The 17,193-nt window shown below is 65.4% G+C and carries 15 protein-coding genes; 8 read left to right on the plus strand and 7 right to left on the minus strand.

All coding sequences use genetic code 11. The annotated features are described in order from the left end of the window. The first annotated feature begins 118 nt into the window (after positions 1–118). The 3 genes from clpA to ACZLHH_RS11155 all read left to right on the plus strand — a co-directional run bounded on the left by clpA (position 119) and on the right by ACZLHH_RS11155 (position 3,162). A complete protein-coding gene (gene clpA / locus ACZLHH_RS11145; RefSeq protein ID WP_071227429.1) occupies positions 119–2,404 on the plus strand; it encodes an ATP-dependent Clp protease ATP-binding subunit ClpA in 2,286 nt (761 codons plus the stop codon). A 183-nt stretch (positions 2,405–2,587) separates the two neighbouring features. Beyond that, positions 2,588–2,866, plus strand: coding sequence for a type II toxin-antitoxin system RelE/ParE family toxin (locus ACZLHH_RS11150; RefSeq protein WP_149909313.1), 279 nt, complete (start codon positions 2,588–2,590; stop codon positions 2,864–2,866). An 8-nt stretch (positions 2,867–2,874) separates the two neighbouring features. After that, the gene (locus tag ACZLHH_RS11155; protein ID WP_032127356.1) at positions 2,875–3,162 is read left to right on the plus strand and encodes a HigA family addiction module antitoxin; all 288 of its coding nucleotides are present in this window, start codon (positions 2,875–2,877) and stop codon (positions 3,160–3,162) included. A 48-nt stretch (positions 3,163–3,210) separates the two neighbouring features. Here ACZLHH_RS11155 and ACZLHH_RS11160 read toward each other — a convergent pair whose 3' ends face one another. The 4 genes from ACZLHH_RS11160 to aat all read right to left on the minus strand — a co-directional run bounded on the left by ACZLHH_RS11160 (position 3,211) and on the right by aat (position 5,206). Further along, positions 3,211–3,588: a hypothetical protein gene (locus tag ACZLHH_RS11160; RefSeq protein WP_032127355.1), complete on the minus strand. Its 378-nt coding sequence runs from the start codon at positions 3,586–3,588 to the stop codon at positions 3,211–3,213. 129 nt (positions 3,589–3,717) lie between these two features. Further along, the gene (locus ACZLHH_RS11165; RefSeq protein WP_019659642.1) at positions 3,718–3,990 is read right to left on the minus strand and encodes a hypothetical protein; all 273 of its coding nucleotides are present in this window, start codon (positions 3,988–3,990) and stop codon (positions 3,718–3,720) included. A 170-nt stretch (positions 3,991–4,160) separates the two neighbouring features. Further along, positions 4,161–4,379 (minus strand): translation initiation factor IF-1, encoded by a 219-nt coding sequence (gene infA, locus ACZLHH_RS11170; protein ID WP_005409596.1) that lies wholly within the window; start codon positions 4,377–4,379, stop codon positions 4,161–4,163. Positions 4,380–4,465: 86 nt separating this feature from the next. Continuing rightward, positions 4,466–5,206, minus strand: coding sequence for a leucyl/phenylalanyl-tRNA--protein transferase (gene aat, locus ACZLHH_RS11175; RefSeq protein ID WP_149909314.1), 741 nt, complete (start codon positions 5,204–5,206; stop codon positions 4,466–4,468). A gap of 72 nt (positions 5,207–5,278) precedes the next feature. On the opposite strand from aat, the gene ACZLHH_RS11180 reads away from it, so the two are divergent. Beyond that, the gene (locus tag ACZLHH_RS11180; protein ID WP_149909315.1) at positions 5,279–6,547 is read left to right on the plus strand and encodes a hypothetical protein; all 1,269 of its coding nucleotides are present in this window, start codon (positions 5,279–5,281) and stop codon (positions 6,545–6,547) included. An 85-nt stretch (positions 6,548–6,632) separates the two neighbouring features. On the opposite strand, the gene ACZLHH_RS11185 is transcribed toward ACZLHH_RS11180, so the two are convergent. Then, entirely contained in the window at positions 6,633–7,757 is a 1,125-nt protein-coding gene (locus ACZLHH_RS11185) for a GNAT family N-acetyltransferase (protein WP_149909316.1), read from the minus strand. A 102-nt stretch (positions 7,758–7,859) separates the two neighbouring features. Then, positions 7,860–8,831: a thioredoxin-disulfide reductase gene (gene trxB, locus ACZLHH_RS11190; RefSeq protein WP_149909317.1), complete on the minus strand. Its 972-nt coding sequence runs from the start codon at positions 8,829–8,831 to the stop codon at positions 7,860–7,862. 233 nt (positions 8,832–9,064) lie between these two features. Between trxB and ACZLHH_RS11195 the strand changes: the two genes are divergently transcribed. The 3 genes from ACZLHH_RS11195 (at position 9,065) to lolA (ending at position 14,158) form a co-directional block, all read left to right on the plus strand. Continuing rightward, the gene (locus ACZLHH_RS11195; protein ID WP_149909318.1) at positions 9,065–11,425 is read left to right on the plus strand and encodes a DNA translocase FtsK; all 2,361 of its coding nucleotides are present in this window, start codon (positions 9,065–9,067) and stop codon (positions 11,423–11,425) included. Between the two features lie 39 nt (positions 11,426–11,464). Beyond that, complete coding sequence (locus ACZLHH_RS11200) at positions 11,465–13,408, plus strand: DUF3857 domain-containing protein (protein ID WP_149909319.1); 1,944 nt, start codon at positions 11,465–11,467, stop codon at positions 13,406–13,408. A gap of 111 nt (positions 13,409–13,519) precedes the next feature. Then, positions 13,520–14,158 (plus strand): outer membrane lipoprotein periplasmic chaperone LolA, encoded by a 639-nt coding sequence (lolA, locus tag ACZLHH_RS11205; protein WP_024958744.1) that lies wholly within the window; start codon positions 13,520–13,522, stop codon positions 14,156–14,158. A 204-nt stretch (positions 14,159–14,362) separates the two neighbouring features. Here lolA and ACZLHH_RS11210 read toward each other — a convergent pair whose 3' ends face one another. Continuing rightward, entirely contained in the window at positions 14,363–15,535 is a 1,173-nt protein-coding gene (locus ACZLHH_RS11210) for a hypothetical protein (protein ID WP_149909320.1), read from the minus strand. Positions 15,536–15,823: 288 nt separating this feature from the next. On the opposite strand from ACZLHH_RS11210, the gene ACZLHH_RS11215 reads away from it, so the two are divergent. Continuing rightward, on the plus strand, positions 15,824–17,101 hold the full coding sequence (locus ACZLHH_RS11215) for a replication-associated recombination protein A (protein ID WP_014037159.1): 1,278 nt from the start codon (positions 15,824–15,826) through the stop codon (positions 17,099–17,101). Positions 17,102–17,193: the final 92 nt, after the last annotated feature.

Here is a 17,193-nt window from a genome sequence, read left to right on the forward strand (position 1 = left end):
GTGAATGAAGATCAATCGATTCGCACTGATAACGCCATCTGAACGCAGCAATCCGCTAGGGTGATGGAAATCGCGTAGTCAGGCCGCATATTGTCCCCATCTGCCGCCGGAGTAATCCATGTTCAGCAAAGACCTCGAACACACCATCGGCCAGTGCTACAAGCGCGCCCGTGAGGCCCGGCATGAGTTCATGACGGTCGAACACCTGCTGTTGGCACTGCTCGACAACCCGTCCGCCCAGGCCGTACTGAAGGCCTGTGGCGCCGACGCCGAACGCCTGCGCCAGGAGCTGGAGCAGGCCATCGAGGCCTCCGTGTCCCGCCTGGCCGAAGATGACGGCCGCGATACCCAGCCGACCCTGGGCTTCCAGCGCGTGCTGCAGCGGGCCGTTTACCACGTGCAGTCCTCGGGCAAGAAGGAGGTCACCGGCGCCAATGTGCTGGTCGCCATCTTCGGCGAGAAGGACTCGCACGCCGTCTACTACCTCAACCAGCAGGATGTCACCCGGCTGGATGTGGTCAATTACCTGTCCCACGGCATCGCCAAGCTGGGCGAGGAGGGCGAGCCGCCGTCCTCTTCCTCCGAGGGCGAGAGCCGAATGGAGGGCGGGGAAGGTGAGCCGAAGGGTGATGCCCTGACCGAGTTCGCCAGCAACCTCAACGAACAGGCCCGGGCCGGTCGCATCGACCCGCTGGTCGGCCGTGCCGACGAGATCGAGCGCACCATCCAGGTCCTGTGCCGCCGCCGCAAGAACAACCCGCTGTACGTGGGTGAGGCGGGCGTGGGCAAGACCGCGATTGCCGAGGGCCTGGCCCGCCGCATCGTCGAGGGCTCGGTGCCCGACGTTCTGGCCGATGCGGTGATCTATTCGCTCGACCTGGGCGCGCTGGTGGCCGGCACCAAGTACCGCGGCGACTTCGAGAAGCGCCTGAAGAGCGTGCTGACCGCGCTGAAGAAGGTGCCCAATGCGGTGCTGTTCATCGACGAGATCCACACCATCATCGGTGCCGGTTCGGCGTCGGGCGGCACGATGGATGCGTCCAACCTGATCAAGCCGGCCCTGGCGTCCGGTGAGCTGCGCTGCATCGGCTCGACCACCTTCCAGGAGTACCGTGGCATCTTCGAGAAGGATCGGGCGCTGGCCCGCCGCTTCCAGAAGATCGACATCGTCGAGCCGACCGTCGGCGAGACCTACGAGATCCTGCAGGGCCTGAAGTCCAAGTACGAGCTGCACCACGGTGTGACCTATTCCGACGAGGCGCTGCAGGCTGCGGTGGACCTGTCGGTGAAGCACATCGGCGACCGCCTGCTGCCGGACAAGGCCATCGACGTGATCGACGAGGCGGGCGCCCGCCAGCGCCTGCTGCCGGAAGGCCAGCGCAAGGAACTGATTGACGTCGAGGAAGTGGAGGCGATCGTCGCCAAGATGGCGCGTATCCCGACCAAGCAGGTCAGCGCCACCGACAAGGATGTGCTGCAGCACCTGGAGCGCAACCTGAAGATGGTGATCTTCGGCCAGGACCCGGCCATCGAGACGCTGTCCTCGGCGATCAAGCTGGCACGCTCCGGCCTGGGCAACCCGGAAAAGCCGATCGGCAACTTCCTGTTCGCCGGTCCCACGGGTGTCGGCAAGACCGAGGTGACCAAGCAGCTGGCGCTGCAGCTGGGCATCGAGCTGGTCCGCTTCGACATGTCCGAGTACATGGAGCCGCATTCGATCAGCCGCCTGATCGGTGCGCCTCCGGGCTACGTCGGCTTCGACCAGGGTGGCCTGTTGACCGAGAAGATCGTCAAGACGCCGCACTGCGTGCTGCTGCTGGATGAGATCGAGAAGGCGCACCCGGACATCTTCAACATCCTGTTGCAGGTGATGGACCGCGGTGTGCTGACCGATACCAACGGTCGCGAGGCCAACTTCAAGAACGTCGTGCTGGTGATGACCACCAATGCCGGTGCGGCGCAGGCCTCGCGGCGTTCGATCGGCTTCACCAAGCAGGACCATGCCACCGACGCGATGGAGACCATCCGCCGCAGCTTCACCCCGGAATTCCGCAACCGCCTCGACGCGGTGGTGCAGTTCCAGGCGCTGGGCTTCGAGCACATCCTGCGCGTGGTCGACAAGTTCCTGATCGAGCTGGAGATGCTGCTGCAGGACAAGCACGTCAGCCTGTCGGCCACCCCGACCGCGCGCGACTGGCTGGCCCACCATGGTTTCGACCCGCTGATGGGTGCCCGCCCGATGGCCCGCGTGATCCAGGACAGGATCAAGCGTCCGCTGGCCGACGAGCTGCTGTTCGGCAAGCTGGTCAACGGTGGCAAGGTCAGCATCGATGTTCGCGACGACGAGCTGGTGGTCGAGACCCAGGCCGAGCCGGAGCGGCTGCTGCCGGTCACGGTGGAGTGAGCTGATGCCATAGGCTTGGCGTGAAAGCCTGGAAATGACAAGGGCGGCTTCGGCCGCCCTTGTTGTTTCCAGTGGGACTGTCGTCCGCGGCCTTGCTTGAACGGAACGGAGGTGCCAATGCTGTCTTCTGGTCGCGATAGAGTGTTGCCCTGTTTGTATCGCGAAACGATACAGGATACAGTGATGATCATCGGTTTTCGCCACAGGGGCCTCGAGCGGCTCTACCGTTCCGGCAGTAGCAGTGGAATCCGCCACAGTCACGCCAGCAAGGTGTTGTTGATCCTGTCGATCCTGGATGTTGCTTCGGGTCCTGAGGATCTGGCCATGCCTGGATTGCGTCTGCATAAGCTCCGGGGCGGCCTGAAAGGGCATTGGTCTGTATGGGTCGATGGAAACTGGCGGATTACCTTCCGTTTCGCTGGCAGCGACGTGGAGCTGCTGGATTACCTGGACTATCACTGAGGCCGCGCATGATTCATCACCATCCGCATCCCGGGCAGGCGATCAAGGCAATGGTCTTTGATCCAATGGATCTGTCTGTGACCGAAGCGGCCGAGCGCCTGGCAATGTCGCGGGTAGCCCTTTCGCGGGTTCTGAACGGCAAGGCGGGCATCAGTCCTGACCTGGCCATCCGCCTTGAGATGGCGGGGGTGAGTACTGCGGTTTTCTGGATGGGGCTGCAATCCAGCTACGATCTCTGGTTGGCACGGCAGCGCGCGCAACCGAGAGTGTTGTCGTTGGTTGCCGCGACGCGTTGACGTATATTGCGACAAGGGCGGCTTCGGCCGCCCTTGTCCTGTCTGGGGTCAGCGGCTGCGGCGGCGCGCCTCACGCTTGAATCGCTCGGCATCGATCGGCTCGATGCGTGCAACCTCGCAGCTGCCGCGACCTGTGTCCAGTGCGCTTCGGCCCTCGCTGCACAGCTCGTCAGCTTCTTTGCCGTCGGTCTTGAAGCCGAGGCGGGTGGCCAGTACGGCAGAAGGGCAGCTGTTGCGGAAATGCACAACATAGTGGTCTTCGCCGGAGCGAAGCAGGATGTTCTTGTCGGCGCCGGCGCGAACGATCTGCTGTTCGCCGGTCAGTGATACGCACTGTGCCGGCGCGGTGTCGGCGGCATGGGCGGACGACGCCAGCAGGGTGACGGCAGACAAAGCCAGGGGGATGAGCAGGGAAGACAGGTTCATGGCGGGGCAGGGGGCAGCGATCCGGACTGGATCGGATCCCAAGATGCCGCCGCCGCTGCAAATGCGAATCTGCCGCAAGCAGGGCTGACCGACGCCACGGTGAGATCGGTCACGATGACCTTTGGCGCCTCAGGCCGCGATCGAACGGAATCCCTGCTGGCGCCCCTGGTCGCCGCCGTCTTCGATGACAAAGGCAACCGCCTCGTGCGGAATGTGCAGGCGCTGTTTGAGGGTGCTGCCCATATGCGGAACCTCGCGCTGCACGGCCAGGTACAGCGGGTGCGAGGCGTCCATGCTGGTGCAGACCAGGCAGGGCTGGCCGAACCAGGTGCCGTCCGGGCCCTTGCTGGCGTAGCAGCGGCTGGTGACGGACTGGGGGTCCAGGACGATCAGGTAGGTCATGCGCGCAACGCCTTCTTGAAGAACGCGTTGAGTCTAGAGTCGCGGCGCGATGCGGTATTTCGGACAGGGACGAAAATCGAGCGGTCCCGGTGCCGGTCGCTTTCTTCCGCGCACGACAAAGGGCCAGCAGCGAGGCCGGCCCTGTCGGAGTGGCGCAATGCGCCGACCGATTACTTCATGCGGTAGGTGATACGACCCTTGGTCAGGTCGTACGGGGTCATTTCAACCTTGACCCGGTCACCGGTGAGGATGCGGATGTAGTTCTTGCGCATGCGGCCGGAGATGTGGGCGATGATTTCGTGCCCATTTTCCAGACGAACGCGGAAAGTGGTGTTCGGCAGCGTCTCGCTGACGGTACCCTCGAACTCGATGGAATCGTCTTTCGACATGTAGTCCTGTGCGGTTCAGAAAACGGCCACGCTGGGCCTAAGGCGCGGTATTTTACGCGTGATGGGCCCGGCTTGCAAAGTTTGTGTTAACCCCCGGCCAAACGCTGTGCTGGCAAGCGTCCTACCGCCTGGGTCCAGGGGCCTGCACGGCCGTCACGGTGTACGGCCTGGCGGACGTGCTCCAGAAAGTCCGCGCGCGGCAGGTGCTCGGCGCCCATCCGCAGCAGGTGCGGATTCTCCACCTGGGCATCGATCAGTTCCCAGCCCCAGCCACACAGGGTGGCTGCCAATGCGGCCAGGGCGATCTTGGAGCCGCCACTGGCGCCACTGAACATGCTCTCGCCGAAGAACATGGCGCCGATCGCGACGCCGTAGATGCCGCCGACCAGGGTCTGCCGATCCCAGACTTCGAAGGAATGGGCGAAGCCAAGGTCGTGCAGTTGGCTGTAAGCCTCGACCATCGCCGGGCTGATCCACGTACCGTCCTGGCCGGGCCGAGGTGCCGCGGCGCAGGCGCGCATCACACGACTGAAGGCGGTGTCGGCGGTGACCTCCCACGTGCTGCTGCGCAGCTGGCGGCGGAAGCGGCTGGACAGGTGCACGCCGTCGGTGCGGAACACCATGCGCGGGTCCGGCGACCACCACAGGATTGGCTCGCCCTCGCTGAACCACGGAAAGATACCGCCGGCGTAGGCATTGAGCAGACGCACCGGATGCAGGTCGCCGCCCACCGCCAGCAGGCCATCGGGCTGGCGCAGTGCGGTCTCGGCCGGAGGGAAGGGGGCGTCCGGCGCATCGGCCAGGCGCCAGGGCAGCTGGCGGGTCATGGGGCCATTGTATTCGTCGTGGTGATTCGTGATGTCTGGCACCATCACTGTTCACCGGCAAGGAGCCTCCGAATGAGTGACTCGATCAGCGCCATTCTCGACCTGCATGACGCCCCGCGCACGCGCAACGACAGCCAAGGCATGCTGCTGTCGATGGCCACTGAACAGCCGCGTCAACTGGGAGAGTTGATGCTGCAGGCGCTGGCGCGGCCTTCGCCGGGCTCGGCCTTCCTCGACATGGCACTGGACCTGCTGCCGGATGACGCGGTGCCCGCGGTCGCGGCCGACGCGTGGCGCCGCTATCGCGCGGGCGAGCGCGGTGACGTGTTGACGAGCGTGATGGAGTTCGCCAGCTATCAGGCGCCGCAGGTGCTGCAGGGCGATTGGGAGGCATTGCTGGCGGTCGCCAGTGAGGATGAGGTGCAGTTGGCCGCGCAGGTCTGGCACGGCCTGCCCAGCGCGACGGCAGCGCATTGGGCGCAGATCCTGGCCGAAGCCAATGACGATCGCGAAATGGCGCGGGCCAGGGCGCTGCTGCTCGCCGTCCAGCCCGAAACCTACGCCATTGCTCGCGGCTACCTGGTCGACTGGGGGCGCTTGGATGCCGAGGTCTGGGCGCACTGGGCCGGCGTCGCCGAAGGTCCGCAGCCGCGTCGCCTGCATGGCGAGCGGCCATTGCACTTCCGCTTCGGCCGCGAACAGCATCGCGCGCAGCAGGCGGACGAGCCGAGCTGGCGCAAGCGCACCTGGCGCCTGCACCCGACCTGGAATGGTGGGCAGGTACACCATGCTGGGCAGATGGGAGGGCCGCTGGAAGCGCTGTGTGGCAACTGCCATGCGCCGCTGCAGCGCCTGCTGCGGACCGATGCTGCCGCGCTGCAGCCGGGCGCGCCGGGCGAGATCACGCTCGGCCTGTGTCTGGACTGCTGCGGCTGGGAAGACCCGCCCGTGCGTTTCTATCGCCATGATGCCGACGGTCTGCCCACCTGCCATCCCAGCCAGTACCGCGAGGTGCCGAATATGCCCACCGATAGTGGCGATTTGATGCGGGCCGAGGTGGGCCTGGTGGCACTCGAAAGCGCGCGCTGGCAGCAACAGGACTGGGGCCAGTCCAACCATCGGCAGAACCTGTCGCGCGTGGGCGGCGCGCCGAGCTGGGTGCAGAGTGCCTGGTACCCGGCGTGCATCGATTGCGGCGAAGAGATGCCGTTCGTGATGCAGCTGGATTCGACATTGCCGACCACGGGTGAGGGCACGCTGCTGTGGGGCAGCGGCGGCATGCTCTATACGTTCTGGTGCGCGAGGTGCCGGGTGAGCGGGCATTTCTGGCAGTGCACCTGAGCACAGCGCCCTCGCTATTGCCTTGGTAGGTGCCAACCTTGGTTGGCACGCTTTTCGGCACCGCGCCAATCGAGCAAGCGCGCCTCTACGGTTCTACGCGGAACGGCCCATGCCCCTGCAGCTCCTGCTGGTAACGCCGCACATTGCGCCGCTCCTGCCGGCACCACTCCTGCAGCGCTTCCGCGAAGTCCGGATCGGCCACCCAGTGCCGGCTGTGCACCAGCGTCGGCAGGAAACCGCGTGCCAGCTTGTGCTCGCCCTGTGCGCCCGGCTCGAAGCGGGTCAGCCCTTCGCGCAGGCAATACTCGATGCCTTGGTAGTAGCAGGCCTCGAAGTGCAGGCCGGGCAGGGTGGCGCCGCCCCAGTAACGGCCGTACAGCGTGTCGCCACCCCGCAGGCACAGCGCGCCGGCAATCGGCTCGCCGTCCTGTTCGGCCAGGAACAGCACCAGCCCGCGGCCCAAAGAAATGGCCAGATGGCGCAGGAAGGCCTCGGTCAGCGCCGGGGCATTGCCGTACTCGAGGAACGTCTGCAGGTAGAAGCGGTACATCGCCTGCAGGTCGGCGCGGCTGGCCTCGTCGCCGTGCACCACGCGGAAGGTGATGCCCTGGCGAATGACCTTGGCGCGTTCCTGGCGGATGTTCTTGCGGTGCTTGTGGTCCATCGCGCCGAGGAACTGCTCGAACGTGGCCCAGTCGCCCGGGTTCTGCCACTGGAACTGCACGTCTTCGCGCAGCAGCCAGTCATCGCCGAACAGCGCCTCGTCGCCGGCGGTATGGAAGTTGATGTGGGCCGACGACACCCCCAGTGGCGGCAGTGCGTCGCGCAATGCCGACAGCAATGCGGCGCGCTCTGAATCGTGACGGGCCAGCAACCGCGGGCCGGTGACCGGCGAGTACGGCACCGCGCCCAGCCACTTCGGATAGTAGTCGCGGCCATGACGGGCATACGCGTTGGCCCAGGCATGGTCGAACACGAATTCGCCGTGGGAGTTGGTCTTCAGGTAACCCGGAATGGCGCCGACCAGCGTGTTGCCCTCCCACAGCGTGAAGTGCCGGGGCTGCCAGCCCCAGTCCTCGCGCAGGCAGCCGTGCTGTTCAAGCCCGGAAAGGAAGGCATGACTGACGAAGGGGTTGCGGCCGTCGTGCAGGGCATCCCAGTCGGTGGCGGAAACGGACTGCAGGGAGTCGAGGAAACGGGAGGAGGGCATGGGGGAAGGATAGGGCAGATGAAACAGAAAGGCCGACGCACTGGCGTCGGCCTTTTATCCGGAGTCGAGCATGGCTCGACCCTACAGGAGCGGGTCAGCCTCTCAGCTGGCCTTGCCCTGCGCGTCCAGGTAGCGCTCGGCGTCCAGTGCGGCCATGCAGCCGAAACCGGCCGAGGTGATCGCCTGGCGGTAGTGCTGGTCGGCCACGTCGCCGGCGGCGAACACGCCTTCCACCGAGGTCTGGGTGGCGTTGCCGCCCAGGCCCGAGCGGATTTCCAGGTAGCCGTTGTTCATCGCCAGCTGGCCGTCGAACAGGGTGGTGTTCGGGTGGTGGCCGATGGCCACGAAGAAGCCGTGGGCGTCGATGTCGCGGGTGCTGCCGTCCAGCGTGGACTTCACGCGCACGCCGGTCACGCCGGCATCATTGCCCAGCACTTCTTCAACCTGATGGTGCCAGACGGTCTCGATCTTGCCTTCGGCGACCTTCCTGAACAGCTTGTCCTGCATGATCTTTTCCGCCTTCAGGGTGTCGCGGCGGTGGACCAGGTAGACCTTGCGGGCGATGTTGGACAGGTACAGCGCTTCTTCCACGGCGGTGTTGCCGCCGCCGACCACGACCACGTCCTGGTCGCGGTAGAAGAAGCCGTCACAGGTGGCGCAGGCAGACACGCCCCGGCCCTTGAACTCGTCCTCGGTCGGGATGCCCAGGTACTTGGCGGTGGCGCCGGTGGCGATGATCAGGGCATCGCAGGTGTACTCGTGGCTGTCGCCGATCAGCTTGAACGGGCGCTGCGACACGTCGGCGGTGTGGATGTGGTCGAAGATGACCTCGGTCTCGAAGCGCTCGGCGTGGGCCTGCATGCGCGCCATCAGGTCCGGGCCCATCAGGCCGTGGGCGTCGCCCGGCCAGTTGTCCACCTCGGTGGTGGTCATCAGCTGGCCGCCCTGCTGCAGGCCGGTGATGACGACCGGCTTCAGGTTGGCGCGGGCGGCGTAGACGGCGGCGGTCCAACCGGCCGGGCCGGAACCGAGGATGACGAGGCGCTGGTGGCGGGAGGGCAGGCTGGTGCTCATGTAGACTCGCGAAAAAGTAGATGGGACAAGGCGCTGGCGATGTTTGCGCAGCATCCGTGGCTGGTCATAGAGTGGCGGCTGGGGCAGGGCGATTCAAGCCGATGAACAGAACGCCGTCATCCAGCAGTAGTTCCGGCCCTCCGATTGCCCTGTCAGATGTCGCATAACTGAAAACTGACGCCGTCTCATTTATTATCAATCACTAACAGCGCATTCCAAAGGTATGGTCTAAGGTGGCGAAGCAGGTCCCCGAACGCTCCAAGTCCGACGACAGCAAGGCGTCACGTCGCACGGCCGCGGCGGCGACGACCGACAATCCACGCCGCCAACGCCTCTGGCGCGACCTTGGCCTGATCGCCATCGCGCCGGCGCTGCTGTATCTGGCGGCCAGTCTGTTCACCTATTCAGCGACCGACCCGGGCTGGTCGCACACCGGCAGCGTGGTCGCGCCGGTGCACAACCTCGGCGGTCGCGCCGGGGCCTGGATCGCCGACGTGCTGCTGCAGCTGTTCGGCTACATCGCCTTCCTGCTGCCGGTGGTGCTCGGCGCGCTGGCGTGGATCGCCATGTTCGGGCTCAAGCGCGAGAGCAAGGGCGAGAACGACCTGGATCCTGCGCTGCGCCTGGTCGGCCTGGTCGGTTTTCTTATCGCCGGCACCGGCTTCCTGCACGTGCGCCTGTTCAGTGGCGACGTCTCCAGCGCCGGCGGCATCCTCGGCAAGCTGGTGGGCAATTCGCTCACGGTGGGCTTCGGCGCGCTGGGCGCCAACCTGTTCGTGCTGGTGCTGCTGCTGGCCTCGATCACGCTCGCGACCGGGCTGTCCTGGTTCACGGTGATGGAGAAGATCGGCCGCGGCGTGATGTCGCTGGCGCCGTTGCTGGAACGCAAGAAGGAAGAAGTCACCGAGTGGAAGCAGACCCGGGTGATGCGCGAGGAGCGCCAGGAAGTGCGCAAGGCCGACGCCGAGGTGCGCGCCAAGCGCGAGCCGGTGAAGATCGAGCCGCGTCCGGAGCCGGTGATCGAGAAGAGCGATCGGGCCAAGCGCGATACCCAGATTCCGATGTTCCGCGGCGTCAACGGTGATGGCTCGGACCTGCCGCCGCTGGCGCTGCTGGATGATCCCAAGCCGCAGCCGAAGGGCTACGACGAAGAGACGCTGGAGACCCTGTCGCGGCAGATCGAGTTCAAGCTGAAGGACTTCCGCATCGATGCGCAGGTGGTCGGCGCCAATCCCGGCCCGGTCATCACCCGCTTCGAGATCGAGCCGGCACCGGGTATCAAGGTCAGCCAGATCAGTTCGCTGGACAAGGACATCGCGCGCGGCTTGTCGGTGAAGTCGGTGCGCGTGGTCGACGTCATTCCGGGCAAGTCGGTGATCGGCCTGGAAATCCCCAACGTCACCCGCGAGATGATCTTCCTGTCCGAGCTGCTGCGCTCGAAGGAATATGACAAGTCGGCCAGTGTGCTGACCCTGGCGCTGGGCAAGGACATCGCCGGTCGCCCGACCGTGGCCGACCTGGCACGCATGCCGCATCTATTGGTGGCCGGTACCACCGGTTCGGGCAAGTCGGTGGCGGTCAACGCGATGGTGCTGAGCCTGTTGTTCAAGGCCTCGCCGAAAGACCTGCGGATGCTGATGATCGACCCGAAGATGCTCGAACTGAGCGTCTACCAGGGCATCCCGCACCTGCTGGCACCTGTGGTCACCGACATGAAGGAGGCCGCCAACGGCCTGCGCTGGTGCGTGGCCGAGATGGAGCGCCGCTACAAGTTGATGAGCGCAGTGGGCGTGCGCAACCTGGCTGGCTTCAACAAGAAGGTGAAGGAAGCCCAGGACGCAGGACAGCCGCTGATGGATCCGCTGTTCAAGCCGAACCCGGAGCTCGGCGAGGCACCGCGTCCGCTGGAGACGCTGCCGTTCATCGTCATCTTCATCGACGAATTCGCCGACATGATGATGATCGTCGGCAAGAAGGTGGAAGAGCTGATCGCGCGCCTGGCACAGAAGGCGCGTGCGGCCGGCATCCACCTGATCCTGGCCACGCAGCGCCCGTCGGTGGACGTGATCACCGGCCTGATCAAGGCCAACATCCCGACCCGAATCGCCTTCCAGGTCAGCTCCAAGATCGACTCGCGCACCATCCTCGACCAGTCCGGCGCGGAAACACTGCTGGGCCACGGCGACATGCTGTACCTGCCGCCGGGCACCGCGCTACCCGAGCGCGTGCATGGTGCGTTCGTGTCCGACGATGAAGTGCATCGCGTGGTCGAGCACCTCAAGGCGATGGGACCTGCCGACTACGTCGACGGCGTGCTGGACGAAGTGCAGACGATGGGCGACGGCGTGGTCGTCGGCGCCACCGGCCTGCCCGAGAACAGCGCTGCCGGCGATGAGTCCGACCCGTTGTATGACGAAGCGCTGCGGGTGGTCACCGAGACCCGCCGTGCCTCGATTTCCGGCGTGCAGCGCCGGCTGAAGATCGGCTACAACCGTGCAGCGCGATTGATCGAGGCCATGGAAGCGGCCGGCGTGGTCAGTCCGCCCGAGCACAATGGCGACCGCACGGTGCTGGCACCGCCGCCGCCGAAGTAAGACCCGACGTATCCCCCACGACGTCCAAGGAACCGACGCATGCTTCACCCCGTACCAAGCGCGCTGGCACTGGCGCTGGCAGCCTTCCTGGCTGCCGGCCCGGCACTGGCAGACACCGCCACCTCCGCGCCCGCCACGGCGCCGCCTTCCACCAGCGGCGATACCGAAGCCAGCAATAATTTCAGCATTGTCCGTTACCGCGCCGACTACCAGGTGCGGCCGGATGCGGGCAATGTGCAGACCGAAACCTACGAAGTCCTGCTCAAGACCAAGGCCTCGGTCGAGCAGTTCAGCCAGGTGCGGCTGAGCTACAGCGAGAAGATGGAGACGCTGGAAGTACTCGGCGCCTACACCATCACCGCCGACGGCCAGCGCCGCGACGTGCCGGCCGACCGCATCTACACCCAGGAAAGCTATTCCAGCGCCTCGGCGGCGATGTATGCCGACCGCAAGGTGCGGGTGATCGTGTTCCCGAACCTGGCCCCGGGCACGCGCCTGTTCTACCAGGTGCGCCGCACCCAGGCCACGCCGTACTTCCCCGGCTACTTCGGCCTGTGGGAAACCTTCAATGTCTTCACCGAGTACGAGGACGCCGAGGTCACCCTGAGTGCGCCGGCCAACCTGCCGATGTTCGTCGACAGCCGCGGCGTGCAGGGTAGTGATCGCCCGACGGTGAAGAACGGACAGGCACAGTGGCGCTGGCGCTACCAGCGTCGCGAGGCCATGCCGGCACAGAACTGGTCGGCGGCAGGGTGGGAGTTCGGCCCGAACATCATGGCCAGCACCTATCGTGACTGGTCGCAGATGGGCCGCGCCTACCAGCTCAAGGCGGGGCCGGCGGCGCAGGTCACCCCGGAACTGCAGGCGCTGGCCGATGAGATCACCGCTGGCATCAGCGACCGACGCGAACAGGCCGATGCGCTGTACCGCTGGGTCGCGCAGAACATCCGCTACGTGGCGGTGTACCTGGGCAATGGCGGCCTGGAGCCGAACAGTGCGCAGAGCATCCTCGACAACCACTACGGTGACTGCAAGGACCATGTGACGATCCTGGAGGCGCTGCTGGCAGCCAAGGGCATCGCCAGCTCGCCGGTGCTGATCGGTGCCGGCGGTGGCCCGACGCTGCCGAAGATTCCGGTGCTGGGGCGCTTCAACCACGCCATCACCTACATTCCCGAGTTTGATCTGTACCTGGATTCGACCACCGCGTGGGCGCGCTTCGGTCAGCTGCCAGAGGGTGACCTGGGTGCACCGGTGATGCGTACCCGTGACGCCACGCTGGCGCGCACCCCGGCCAACACGCCGGAGCGCAATGCGACGTCGATGGAAGTGCGTTTTACGTTTGATGCCAACGGCAACCTGCGCGGCGAAACGATTCCGAAGCTGGGCGAGAACGCCGAGATCGGCATGCGCGCGCAGTTCTCACAGCTCAACGCGCAGAACCGTGCGCGCGCTGAGGAGCAGATCATGGCCGCCTCAGGTTTCGATGGGCGAGGGCAGCTGCAGATCCAGGGCGTACCGGTCGACCTGACCCGGCCGTTCGGCTACCGCATGGCCTTCCAGGCCGAGGACTACGCCGACTTCAGCGTGGCCGGCGGCATGGCCGTGCCGGACCCGCCGGGTGGTGAATCGGTGCGCGGGTTGTACGCCACCGCCTCGGCGCCGGCCAACGAGACGCCGTTCTACTGCAACGCCAGCCTGCGCGAGGAAACCTATCGCCTGCAGTTCCCGGCCAATGCGCCGATCATCGCCATCCCGGCCAGCCAGCGTTTCACCAACGCCGCCGGTGAGTACCGGGTGGACTGGAGTCGCGAGGGCCAGGACGTGATCGTCCATCACCGTTTGCAGCAGAATGCGGTGCGCGGCCCGGAGGCGCTGTGCCAGCCACAGGACTATCCGGCGTTCCGCGCGCTGTACCGCGAAGTGCGGCGCGGCTTCCGCGGGCAGGTGCTGTACGGCAAGCTGCCGGGTTCCGGCGGCTGAATCGCCGATGGACGTTCGGGGCGGCATAATGTCGCCCTGATCGCCCATTCATCTTTGTCCGGGCACACTGGCAACCACCTTTCCTGGCGCCCGCGCCCACAGGATTCCCGCATGAACTTCCGCTTCCGCCGTTTCCTTGCCACCACCACCCTGGCTGTGGCCTGCGCCGCCGCCGGCAGCGCCTGGGCTGGCGCCCGCGATGACCTGAAGACCTTCACCAGTGGCCTGAAGGGCCTGGATGGCCAGTTCAGCCAGCAGGTGTTCGACAGCCGCGGCAAGGTGAAGGAATCGACCAGCGGCCGCGTGGCCCTGTCGGCGCCGCGCCTGTTCCGCTGGGAATACGTGCGTCCGCACGAGCAGCTGATCGTGGCCGACGGCAGGAAGGTCTGGATGTACGAGCCGGACCTGGAGCAGGCCACCGTGCGCGAGCAGGGCAAGGAAGAGCAGAACAGCCCGCTCACCGCGCTGATCAACCCGGCGCTGCTGGAACAGCAGTACGACGTCAGCGAAGAGGCCGCGCAGCGCGACGGCCTGCAGTGGCTGTCGCTGTCGCCGAAGCGCGAGACCGAAGCCAGCTTCCAGTACGCCGCGCTGGGCTTCAATGCCCAGGGCCTGGCCAAGATGGAAATCACCGACGCCGTCGGCCAGCGCACCGTGATCAGCTTCAGTGGCTGGAAGCGCAACCCGGGCTTTGCTGCCGGCACCTTCAGCTTCACCCCGCCGAAGGGCACCGACGTCATCGGTAATTGATTGCGGTCGCCGGGCATGGCCCGGCGCTACCTGCCCTGGTGGGTGTCAACCGGCACCGCCCTGGTGGGTGTCAACCTTCTGCTCCGGTGGGTGTCAACCTTGGTTGACACGCTTTTGCTTGATCTGCCGGCCAGCGGCCGGCACTACCCGATCATTGCCTGGTGCTGGTGGGTGTCAACCTTGGTTGACACGCTTTCGGCTAGCTCATCCGTTGTCCGGGTGAACGATCACCTGCCACGCGGTGCCATCAAATCGAATCAGGTCCCAGGGCGTCAGCACCCAAAGCACGCTACCGACGGAACTGATATCAACAATCGTTGCATCTCTCAGTTCTTCGGGGATGCCTTCCAGCAACGGTTCAACTACGCCGGTTTCTAGACCGTAGACGTAGAGGCCGCCATTCTCCGAGCCGATGTAAACCTGTTGCTTGTACTGGCACGCAGAGTTGAAGTTGATGCCTTCGCCGACCTCGTGTTGGAGGCACTCGAATCCAGCGGAGATGTCGCCCGTAACGATGGTGCCGTGCATTCCTACAAGGACGAGGCGGCCCTGGTCGGTCCTGCAAGCATGAAGCAGCTCCGCAGTAGTGACTTGTTCGGGCACGGTCCAGCTCGAGCCATCCCAGTGCGCAATCAGGCCTTGGGAGCCGATTGCGTAGAGGTCAGCAAAGCCCGTTCCGCAGAGGTCGTTCACGCTGCCCACGCGGAACTCAGCGAGTAGCTGGTTGAATCCTTCATCCTCCCGGACATGGGTCATGTGGGCTCGCCAATCGGCGAATCTCCGGCGAAGCTCTGCGTCGCGTTCCATCGGATCTCGAGGAAGTGCGGGAGCATCGCCCAGTTCGAGCAGGTGGCCGAAATCTTCGAGCCAACTGACGAAGTCATCCAGATCCGACTCGTCTTCGTCCTCCTCGCAGAAGGCAGTCGCGAATTGGGTTGGAAGCTGCCGCCATCCGCCGTCGCCCCGATGATGGATCTGTCCTCTTGTGCCCGCGCAGAAAAGGACGTCGCCCAGCAGTCGCAAACGGGTAAGACCTCCGGGAAAGTCGGCGCCTTCAGCTGGGACGTACTCGATCGTTGCCCCAGCACGGGAGTAATCTTCCAGCTGCCCATAGAAATCCAGGGCAAGCACACGACGGGGGCGACCGCCTTGTTCCTCTGGGACAAGCTGTGTGGACATGACCTGAAAGTCCTGCAGGTCATGGTGGAACCACTCCTCTTTGGGGGTGCGGCCAAAGACGAACATACGGGTGGGTGGGCCGGGATCCGGGTCGTAGTATTCATGCCCAGGCCCAAGGGCCGCAGCCAGATAGTAGATGTCCGCATCGACCGCGCAGCCGGCAACGAACTCAAGGACATTGGATTCGGGATCGCGCACGAATGGTTTCTGAATGGTTGAGTTCCAAATTCTCGGTTACTGATGAGGACACACGGGCCCCGCGCAAGCATGCTCCATGTGAATCAGCGACTTACTGATGGATTCGCTGCGCCGGCTTCGGTTCATTTCCGACACATCGCGGGGCTGCCGGCCAGCGGCCGGCACTACCGGAATCGTGATCACCCGGCGCGGTACAATGAGCGTGTGGCAAGACATCGTTCAACTTCCTTCCCCGGCCCCGATCTGCTGAGCGTCGATCGGGAACATCTGCGCCCGCTGGCCGAGCGCATGCGCCCACGCACCCTCGACGAAATGGTCGGGCAGAAGCGCCTGCTGGCGCCGGACAGTGCGCTGCGTCGCGCAGTCGAATCCGGGCGCGTGCATTCGATGATCCTGTGGGGGCCGCCGGGCTGCGGCAAGACCACGCTGGCGCTGCTGCTGGCCGAGTATTCCGACGCCGAGTTCCGTGCGATCTCCGCGGTGCTGTCCGGCCTGCCGGAAGTGCGCCAAGTGCTGGCCGAGGCGGCGCAACGGTTCGCCGAAGGCCGCCGCACCGTGCTGTTCGTGGATGAGGTGCATCGCTTCAACAAGGCACAGCAGGATGCGTTCCTGCCGCACATCGAGCGCGGCACCATCCTGTTCGTCGGTGCCACCACCGAGAATCCGTCTTTCGAACTGAACTCGGCACTGCTGTCGCGCTGCCGCGTGCACGTGCTGGAAGGCGTCTCGCCCACCGATATCGTCGAGGCGCTGGAGCGTGCGCTGGGTGACCGCGAACGCGGCCTGGGCGAGGAGGGCATCGAGGTCGCCCCCGAGCTGCTGCTGGAAATCGCTACCGCCGCCGACGGCGACGTGCGCCGTGCGCTGACCCTGTTGGAAATCGCTGCCGAGCTGGCGGGCGGGGAGGGTGGCCGCATCACCCCGCAGACCCTGACCCAGGTACTGGCCGACCGCACCCGTCGCTTCGACAAGGGTGGCGAGCAGTTCTACGACCAGATCTCAGCGCTGCACAAGTCGGTTCGCAGTTCCAACCCGGATGCCGCGCTGTACTGGCTGACCCGGATGCTCGATGGCGGCTGCGATCCGTCCTACCTGGCCCGCCGGCTGACCCGCATGGCCATCGAGGACATCGGTCTGGCCGATCCGCGCGCGCAGAGCATGGCGCTGGAGGCCTGGGACATCTACGAGCGGCTGGGTAGCCCGGAAGGCGAGCTCGCCTTTGCTCAGCTGGTGCTGTACCTGGCCAGTACCGCCAAGTCGAATGCAGGCTATGCGGCCTTCAACCAGGCCAAGGCCGATGTGCGCGAGAGCGGTACCGAAGAAGTACCGCTGCACCTGCGTAATGCGCCGACCAAGCTGATGAAGGAGCTGGGCTACGGTGCCGAGTACCAATATGACCACGACGCCGAAGGCGGCATCGCACTGGACCAGACCGGCTTCCCGGATGCGATGGGCGAACGGGTGTATTACAACCCGGTGCCGCGTGGCCTGGAAATCAAGCTGAAGGAAAAGCTGGATCGGCTGCGCGCCGAGCGCGAGGCGGCAAGGGCGGCAAAGGGCCGCTGACCCAGCTCTTGCAGAGTCGAGCCATGCTCGACTTCGCTCTTGCGCGGGTTACGGGTGCCTTCTGGAACAGCAGCCGAGCATGGCTCGGCTCT

The organism is Stenotrophomonas sp. 28608_Sma (assembly GCF_056486185.1).